The sequence below is a fragment of the Pseudoalteromonas sp. UBA2102 genome (genome assembly GCF_002331165.1).
Classification (GTDB): Bacteria; Pseudomonadota; Gammaproteobacteria; order Enterobacterales; family Alteromonadaceae; genus Pseudoalteromonas; species Pseudoalteromonas atlantica.
In genome coordinates, this window is sequence record NZ_DCYU01000003.1 from 1 (window position 1) to 8,954 (window position 8,954).

An 8,954-nucleotide genomic window follows, 5' to 3' on the forward strand; every position below is an offset into this window, starting at 1 on the left:
TGTAGCAACTATCGTAGAGTAATAGTTAACTTTTAAGTTAATTAATACCATAAAAACCCGAGCTTAGCCTCGGGTTTTTTAATGCCTGAAATTTACGTCATGTGAAGGTGGCGCTATTACCTTTAGGCGTAGGTGCTATGTAGCAACTATCCTAGATTAATAATTAGCCTAGCTAATTAATACTAAAAAGAGGTCACTTCGGTGGCTTTTTTATTGCCTGAAGAAAAGTGATTAGTTTTTAACTATCAGCTTTTAGCTGCTTGACGTTAATGTAAGTAATGTTGTTTGGTTGGCTTTACAAAGCCCGAGTAGAAGTGGTCACTGATGTATAAGGAGGTTTATTGAGTGAATAACTATCGACACTTACAGGGTATTAGCCTAAGCTAAAAATGGCTTAAATTTACAACAGGAAATGGGCGATGAATAATAAAAATAATTATCCGCAAGGTATATTTTGCTGGGCTGAACTGTGTACTCATAATTGGCAAGACGGGAAAGCTTTTTATACCTCGTTGTTTGAGTGGGGAAATGACGATCAGCCCATTGGCGATGATGAGTATTACACTATGCTACAAAAGCAAGGTGACGATATTGCTGCCATGTATCAAATGCCTAAAGAGCAAGTGGCCTCTACGCCTAGCTACTGGCTTACCTATATTGCCGTAGATGATGTTGATGCATGTGCAATTAAGGCGCAAGAGCTCGGTGCGCAAATTATAGCAGGCCCTCACAATGTTATGGATGCAGGGCGTATGTTAATGCTTAAAGACCCCGCGGGTGCCACGGTGGCATTGTGGCAAGGTAAAGAGCATATAGGATGTAAGCGTCCTTGTGAGCTCAACACGCCTTATTGGCATGAAATGGCAACGCGCGATAGTGAAACAAGCCGTGATTTTTACTGTGAACTACTGGGGTGGAAAAGTGAAACAAAGCCTATGGAAGGTATGGATTACACCTTGTTTTTAGTTGCAGGTAAGCCGGTAGCAGGCATGCTACAAATGACTGATGAATGGCCACAAGACGTACCCCCCCATTGGATGATTTACTTCGCCGTGGATAACTGCGATAGCTATGTAAAAAAAGCGGCGACTCTTGGAGGGCAAGTGTGTGTACCTGCTACAGATATTCCTGATGTAGGGCGTTTTAGTGTTATTTGCGACCCTCAAGGGGCTGTATTTTCTATTATTGAATCGGCAATGGATGATATTAAAGCTTAGTCATTAACAGCGCTTAAGGCTAAATTTTAGACTTTAGTGTGGTTATTTAGGCGCAGTAATTATGTGCTTTTTTGCTATAATGGCGGGTAATTACACCCTCAGTCAGCAAGAGAGCACAATGGAATTTGAACAAGATAGTAAATTAACCTTACCGTTATTTATTTTAAATGAGTCGCTTAGTGAGCGAGATGTAGAAAAGCCCGATTTAGACATTTCATTTGCTCTTGATGATGAGCTACTGACGCAGATATGCCAAAACCCAGCACCTGATAGCAGTATCGCTATTAGTTTAAAAGAGTATGAGCTTGCGCCGCATAGCAGCGAATTTAATGCGTTGTTAAACCAAGAGCACGATGCACAAATAACGCTGACCCACGGCCCACTGTTAAGTGTGGTGTTAAATACCCACGACAACCAGACTTTTGTCTCTCCACAAATGGATATGATGCCAACCTTCGACCTGGGTGATGAGGATGAAGAATGAAAAAAATTCTGATCAGTACATTCGTCCTTATTATCCTCAGCGGGTGTGCTTATTTAGGCAATGCTCACTACAACGACTTATTTGGTGATGAACAAACGCAGCAGCGTATAGTGCCGCATGATACAGGTGCTGGTGCCGAGTTTTTGCAAGAAGTAAAACCTGTGCTAGATACACGCTGTGTAGTATGCCATGGCTGTTATGATGCGCCTTGTCAGCTAAAGCTTTCGTCCCCTGAAGGGATAGATAGAGGGCTAAGTAAAGAGCTTGTTTATGATGGTACACGGCTATTAGCCACTACACCAAGCCGGTTATTATTTGATGCAACCAGCACTGAGCAATGGCGTAAAAAGGGCTTTACTCCGGTACTTAACGAACGTGACCAAAACCCAGAAGCAAACCTTGCCGGTGGGGTGTTATTTAATTCTTTAGTGCTTAAGCAAAGTGCACCGTTACCAGAGAATGAAATTCTTGATGACGAATTTGACTTTTCACTTAGCCGCTCTCAAACGTGCGCCACTATGGGAGAATTCGATCGTTTAGCTGCAGAGCAGCCTCATGGCGGTATGCCTTACGGTTTACCGGGCGTGTCTAGCCAGGAGTTTTATCATTTACAAAAGTGGCTTAAAGACGGTGGAAAAATGGCGCATATTAAACCGCCCACCAAAGCCGAACTAACAAACGTTAAAAACTGGGAAGCGTTTTTAAATCAAGACAGCTTAAAATACCAATTAGCCGCACGTTATATTTACGAGCATTGGTTTTTAGCCCATATTTATTTTGGTTCTGATAAACCACAGAGCTTTTTTAAACTGGTTCGTTCAAGTACGCCGCCAGGCGAAGAAATTAAGCTAATTAATACGCGCCGACCATACGATGACCCTAAAGTGAGTCGTGTGTATTACCGTTTACTACAGGACCGCTCAACTGTTTTATCAAAAACACATTTACCGCTAAAGCTTGATGATGCAAAGCTTGCACGTATTTATGAGCAATTTATAGCTCCCGATTATACGGTTACTAAAATGCCAAGTTATAAGAGCGAGGCGGCATCTAATCCTTTTAAAACGTTTGAAGTAATTCCTATTAATTCTAAGTATCAATTTATGCTTGATGAAGCTGAGCTAATTATTATGGGCTTTATTAAGGGCCCTGTATGCCGCGGCCAAATTGCACTTAATGTGATTAACGATCATTTTTGGGTTGCCTTTGCAGACCCTGAAAAAGTCGCGACTCCAGCAGTGGAAGATATGTTGCTTCAGCACGAAGAAGCCCTTGAATTACCTGCAGCAGAAGAAAGCAATGCATTGCCTATCTCTAGCTGGGTTAAATACTCAGTGCGTGAGAAAAAATACTTACAAGCCAAAGTTGAGCTGGCTAACGAGATGTTTAAAAACGGAGAGCATTTAACCACCGACCTATTGTGGAAAGGTGAAGGCCATAACAAAAATGCAGCGCTTACAATATTTCGCCATTTTGATAGTGCCACGGTAGTGAAAGGCTTTATTGGTCAAGAGCCTAAAACTATGTGGGTGTTAGATTATGCGCTATTTGAGCGTATTCATTACTTACTTGTTGCAGGCTTTGATGTATACGGAAATATCGGCCACCAATTAGTGACCCGCCTATACATGGACTTTTTACGTTTAGAGGGTGAGCAAAACTTTTTGGCTTTATTACCTGAAGCGAAGCGCCATCAAATTAAAAAAAGCTGGTATAGAAAGTCTCCGCCAAGCTTATCTAAGTTTTTTAAAAACAACCGAGAGTTTAGCCAACCTAGTGGTATTGAATATAAAACGGATGATCCACAACACGAGCTGTATGGGTTAGTTAAGCAAACTTTAGCGCCAGTACTGAGTGAGCACTACGACTACACAAAAGTATCCTCGCCATTAAATGCACTGAACAATATGCCAGCTAAGGCTATAAATTTATTACCGCAGTTATCGTATATTTTGGTTAAGCAAGACGATGCTTCACATAAAGCTTATACGCTTATTCATCACAACGCGCATTACAATATTTCCAGCTTATTAAATGAAGATGGGCAGCGCGCTTATGATGAAGATACCGCCACCCTAGTGCCAGGCTTTATTGGTGATTACCCTGCGGCTATTTGGTATTTAAATGATCAAAATGAAGTGGGTGAATTTGCACAGCTATTACCTATGATGCAAATTGAAGCAGATTATGCTGCAATAAAAGTAAAATTTGGTATTCGTCGCTCACATCCAGAGTTTTGGAAATACAGCGACATAATGCACCAAGTAGCTAAAGAGTATCGCGGCGTTGAATTTGGTATGTTTGACTACAACCGATTAGAAAATCGCTAACTGGTAATTACAAAAGTGTCGCAAGTATTGCCCTTTTTGCCTCACACTTAATACATTTAGCCCAGTCATGTTACTGGGCTTTTTATTTATATAATTACTAAAGCTGATGTTGAGTTTTCTATATATAGGCTACACTTAAAATAAAAAAGCGGCCTTGTATGTTTAAAATTATTGCCAATGTAAGACAGCGTTACCGATGGGCGCTTATTGCTATTGCTCTGTTAATAAGTGGCTCAGCATTGTTGCTGCAGTATGGCTTTTCTGTACAAAAGTACGATGCTAAAATTATTAATATGGCAGGTAAGCAGCGCATGCTCTCGCAAAAAATTGCTTGGCATAGCAATGCACTTCTTTCATCACGAATCGATGTTGCTACCCATACCAATTCCCTCGAACACTCTCTCGCACAATTTAAAACAGCTCATGAGGTATTACTTACCAAGCAAGGTAGTAGTTACCGTTATTTAACGCCAGAATTAGTAAAGTTATACTTTTCTGAGCCAGCTAATCTAGATAGCGAAGTGAATGAATTTATTGCCCAAGCTAGTTGGCTGCTGTACCAAAAAGGCGAGGTAGACACACAGGTGCTCAACGTAGCACATGTAGAAAACCTGCTAGCTAAGCTTGACCGCGCGGTTACTTTATTTGAGCAACATGCAGTAAAAAAAGTTAACCGCGTGTCTAATTTAGAATTGCTGTGCTGGTTAGTCGCCATGGTGTTATTGCTCGTTGAGCTAAGATTTGTGTTTATGCCGATGGAAAAAGAGGTGGAACGCACCTTAACAGCTCTTCAAAAACAAAAGGACTTTGTAGCGCAAATGAGCCAAAACAAAGAGCACTTTATTGCCAGAGCAAGCCACGAATTTAGAACACCGTTACAGGGATTAATTACGTCGATTGATGAGCTAACCATCAATGCCGAGCAGCAAAATATTAAAACGCAAGCAAGCTACTGTGCCCTTAGACTTCTATCTATGCTTGATGAGCTACAAGACCTACAAGCACTAAGCACAGGAAAGTGGGCGCCAATTCTTAAAAACGAAAACCTTTTAGAATCCATAAACAAAGTGGTGTTGGCGTATGAGTATGCAGCGCAGCAAAAAGGGCTAACATTAATCACTCATTTTGATGAGTCTCTTAATTGTTTTTGTAAATTAGATCATCAGCGCTTACAGCATGTATTAACCGAGCTAATTAGCAATGCAATAAAGTTTACCGACAAGGGCGAGGTTGAAGTTGCTGCAAACATGCAAAACTCGCAATTACAATTAACCGTTAATGATAGTGGGTGCGGTTTTTCTAGCGAAATAACAGAACTAGAGTTTGACTCATTTAAACAAACTAACCACTTTCAAGGCCTGAGAACGGGATTAACACGGGCGCAGTATGTTGTTAAAGCGCTGCATGGTTCGCTTTCATTTAAAAACAACGCAGCGAGTGGCGCTCATGTTACGCTTAACTTGCCGATTGAAATTACTAACCAGCAAACAGAAAGAGAAGTCGAAAAAAAGCTTTTTTGCCTTGTGGTTGAAGACAATGAATTAAACACCTTGTTACTCACACGTATTTTGGCAACGTTAGGTGTGGACTATGAATGCGTTGTAAATGGCCTAGAAGCCTGCGAAAAGGTAGGTAAGGCTGACTATGACGTGGTGTTTATGGATTTAAACATGCCGGTCATGGATGGCTTTGAAGCGACTAAAAAAATACGCAAAGAGCTAAATAAAACCATGCCCATAATCGTTGTGACAGCAAATACCTCAGCCGAAGACATGGACTTAATTTATGAATATGGCGCGAGTGAGCATATTCATAAGCCCATAAGTAAGCAGGCAGTGGCTGATGCATTGGTAAATGTATGCATAGCTAATGAAATAAATTAATACGCAATTAAATACGCTTGCTAAAGCAATTTACTATACGTTAAGTTGTTTATTTAGCTTATGGTGAAGGCAGTATTGTGCAAAGTATTGTATTTGAACAATTTAGTGGTTATTTAAAAGGGCAAGGTAAAAGCTGTTACACAATTAATGACTTAAGTTGGCAAGTGAATGCTGGTGAGCACTGGCTCTTATTAGGCGCTAATGGCGCAGGTAAATCGGCATTGAGCGCCGCATTAACGGGTGAAGCTAAGCAGCAAAGTGGTACTTTTAAAAGTACCTTTAATAGCACGCAGCTTGTGTCATCTGATGTGCAAAAGCAGTTAATCAAAAACGAAATTGAGCATGAACATCACAGCTTAGTAAAAGATTTTATCTTCCCTCAAAATAGTAGCTACAACCATGAGTTACGTACAAAACTAATAGATGCCTTTAATTACAGCGCCCTTTTAGACAGGCATTTTAGAGATCTCTCTACCGGCGAAACCCGTAAACTCCTACTTATAAATGCGCTAAGTAGTCATGCTGATTTAGTGGTACTAGATGAGCCATATGATGGCTTAGATAAACATTCGAGTGAGGTGCTAAACACTTTATTAGAAACACTTAGCTCAACAATTAACTTTGTGTTTGTGTTAAATAGGCTTGATGAAATCCCGCCGTTTATTACTCATTACGCTTATGTAAATCAGGGGCAATTGCTGCATGTACTTAATAATCCAAACGCAGAGCAGCGTGCTGACTTGCTTAAACTACTGCATTTAACCCATACCGCTTTAGAAATACCTCAACCGGATGACTCCCAAGGCCGTGCAGAGTATACCGCCGATACATTGGTTAAGCTTAGTAATACAAAGGTTAGCTACGCTGGGGTTGATGTATTTAAAAATCTCAATTGGCAAATTAATAAACATCAACACTGGCAATTGAGTGGTAAAAATGGCTCAGGTAAAACCTGCTTATTAAATTTAATCACTGGCGATAACCCTCAATGCTACAGCAATGATATTCAGGTATTTGGTTTTAAGCGCGGAAGTGGTGAAAGTATTTGGGATATAAAACAGCATATAGGCTATATATCAAATGCACTGCATATGGATTATCGAGTAAGTATATCGGCATTGAATACGGTTATTTCTGGATTTTACGACAGCATTGGTTTATATCAAAAGCCAACAGAGTCACAAGTAAATACAGCTAAGCAATGGTTAGCGCTGATTGGGTTAGGCGATAAACAAAATAGCTCATTTACGCAACTTTCATACGGCGATCAGCGCATGCTATTAATAGTGCGTGCTATGGTAAAACACCCCACGTTACTTATTTTAGATGAACCTTGCTTAGGGCTTGATGAAGCAAATAGACAGCGAGTACTAATTTTAATAGAGAAAATTTGTGCCGCAAATACCAGCACCGTTATTTATGTAAATCACCATGCGGCAGACAAAATTAAAGGGATTGAGCATTATTTAAAAATGGAAGATTTTAATTAAAGGCTGGGCTGAATATGCCCAACCTTTAACGCCACGTTATAGGCGAGTAATGGTAAAGCCTGCATCAGTTAACTGTTTAATTAAACCATGCTGCTCCGGTAAGTGCAGCGCGCCTACAGCAATAAATAGCTTTTCGTTAGTTAAGCGAGGCACTAATTGCTCCACCCATTTATTATTACGATTAACTAGCATAACTTGCTCGCTTATTTCACCGTAGTTACTCTCGTCAAAACTCATGTTGTAGTATTCAGTCAGCGTATCCATATCACCATTTTTCCAGGCGTTTACTAACTTAATAAAATAAGTATTAATATCGGCAAGCTGTTCAAACGTTTCTTCAATCATTTCATTACTGAGCAAAGCCATGCCATCAAACATTTGCAGTTGCTGCTCTAGCGTTTCTAACTCTCCAATCGTGATATTTTGCTTTTTAGCGTAAGCAAGTACTTGCTTGTCTATGCCTGTTTGGTCAGAAAATCCTGCATTTTGAAATTCAATCTGCATCATGGTTACCATTACAGCCCAAGGTTTGAGGCCATTAAACATAGCTATATCAATCGATTTTTTAGCAAAGTAGTCTTTAAGCTTATTGTAGTTTTGTTTTGAGAGTTCTGTTTGTAATGTTTTGCCATCTTTAAGCATCATAAAGGGCATTGAACGCTGCTGCATTTGCAAAGGCGTGAGTTTACTAATATCTACTTCAACAACAACTTGCTCGCTTTGATCTATAGCCTTAGTTACTTTTTCTGGTAAGCCTTTCATGCTGGCATCGCCTACGTGAACTGTGCCAAACAAGTAAGAGCTAGTACCGTTTTTTTCTACTTTAAATAATGCCGGTGCTGCGACACTATTAAAACTAGTTGCTATAAAAAGTGCCAATATAAAAAACTGACTAATTCGAGTGAGGGCTTGCATGGTTTGTCCTTAAATCTAATTGAGTTGCCTAAATACTAGCTTAAATTAAAGCGCTTTAATAAACCTATTTGGTTATATTCAACACTTTTAAATGCGCTTATGAATTTAGTTGCACTAGGGCACCTTATTTAAATAGGGTGAATGTAATTGAGTGGTGCGTAATAGGGCTTGCGGAGTAAACCTGCCTAATTAGCAAAGTTTTAAGTTATTTACCGTGCTGCGCTGTTATTTGTACTACAATGTATCAAAAATTAATCAAGCCCTATATGGCTATTATGTGGCTAGTGAATTTACTTGATGCAAATTAAGGTATAGATTTTTCATTTAAGCCTTTTTTTGTGAATTTAAAATCCGTTTAAAGTCGCTTTTTGCTCTTTTGTTGAATTAAGTTTGGTGTTGACTTACTCGCCTCAGCACGGTACAAATACATATACAGAGCGAAGAGTATTACTTCGTAACAAATGAACACATTTTGGTATTAATTTCATGCTTACAAATGCACTTAACCTAGTCCTGATTATTATCGTGGTGATTATTCCCGCGAGGGCTTCGTAGTGCTATAAACTTAAGCATTAAAAAGCCCTCCGCACCTAACCGTTCGGAGGGCTTTTTAGTTTTAAGCACAAAGTTTTAAA

General features: G+C 39.8%; 6 protein-coding genes. 5 read left to right on the forward strand and 1 reads right to left on the reverse strand.

Annotation, left to right across the window (positions count from 1 at the left end; translation table 11 throughout):
- The first annotated feature begins 419 nt into the window (after positions 1 to 419).
- From B2R65_RS00405 to B2R65_RS00425, 5 genes are all read left to right on the forward strand, one after another.
- Positions 420 to 1,217, forward strand: coding sequence for a VOC family protein (locus B2R65_RS00405; RefSeq protein WP_054982956.1), 798 nt, complete (start codon positions 420 to 422; stop codon positions 1,215 to 1,217).
- Between the two features lie 118 nt (positions 1,218 to 1,335).
- On the forward strand, positions 1,336 to 1,701 hold the full coding sequence (locus tag B2R65_RS00410) for a hypothetical protein (protein ID WP_029774302.1): 366 nt from the start codon (positions 1,336 to 1,338) through the stop codon (positions 1,699 to 1,701).
- On the forward strand, positions 1,698 to 4,031 hold the full coding sequence (locus B2R65_RS00415; protein WP_286740012.1) for a fatty acid cis/trans isomerase: 2,334 nt from the start codon (positions 1,698 to 1,700) through the stop codon (positions 4,029 to 4,031). The genes B2R65_RS00410 and B2R65_RS00415 overlap by 4 nt, the downstream gene beginning before the upstream one ends.
- 158 nt (positions 4,032 to 4,189) lie before the next feature.
- Positions 4,190 to 5,914: a response regulator gene (locus B2R65_RS00420; protein WP_273589779.1), complete on the forward strand. Its 1,725-nt coding sequence runs from the start codon at positions 4,190 to 4,192 to the stop codon at positions 5,912 to 5,914.
- 77 nt (positions 5,915 to 5,991) lie between these two features.
- Entirely contained in the window at positions 5,992 to 7,404 is a 1,413-nt protein-coding gene (locus tag B2R65_RS00425) for an ATP-binding cassette domain-containing protein (protein ID WP_273605464.1), read from the forward strand.
- Positions 7,405 to 7,440: 36 nt separating this feature from the next.
- Here B2R65_RS00425 and B2R65_RS00430 read toward each other — a convergent pair whose 3' ends face one another.
- Positions 7,441 to 8,319, reverse strand: a complete 879-nt coding sequence (locus tag B2R65_RS00430) for a TraB/GumN family protein (protein ID WP_138577667.1) — start codon at positions 8,317 to 8,319, stop codon at positions 7,441 to 7,443.
- Positions 8,320 to 8,954 lie beyond the last annotated feature (635 nt).

Bases quoted from the DNA above. Each gene is read 5' to 3' on its own strand.
- B2R65_RS00405 (WP_054982956.1), top strand. From the start codon at position 420: ATGAATAATAAAAATAATTATCCGCAAGGTATATTTTGCTGGGCTGAA.
- B2R65_RS00410 (WP_029774302.1), top strand. From the start codon at position 1,336: ATGGAATTTGAACAAGATAGTAAATTAACCTTACCGTTATTTATTTTA.
- B2R65_RS00415 (WP_286740012.1), top strand. From the start codon at position 1,698: ATGAAAAAAATTCTGATCAGTACATTCGTCCTTATTATCCTCAGCGGG.
- B2R65_RS00420 (WP_273589779.1), top strand. From the start codon at position 4,190: ATGTTTAAAATTATTGCCAATGTAAGACAGCGTTACCGATGGGCGCTT.
- B2R65_RS00430 (WP_138577667.1), bottom strand. From the start codon at position 8,319: ATGCAAGCCCTCACTCGAATTAGTCAGTTTTTTATATTGGCACTTTTT.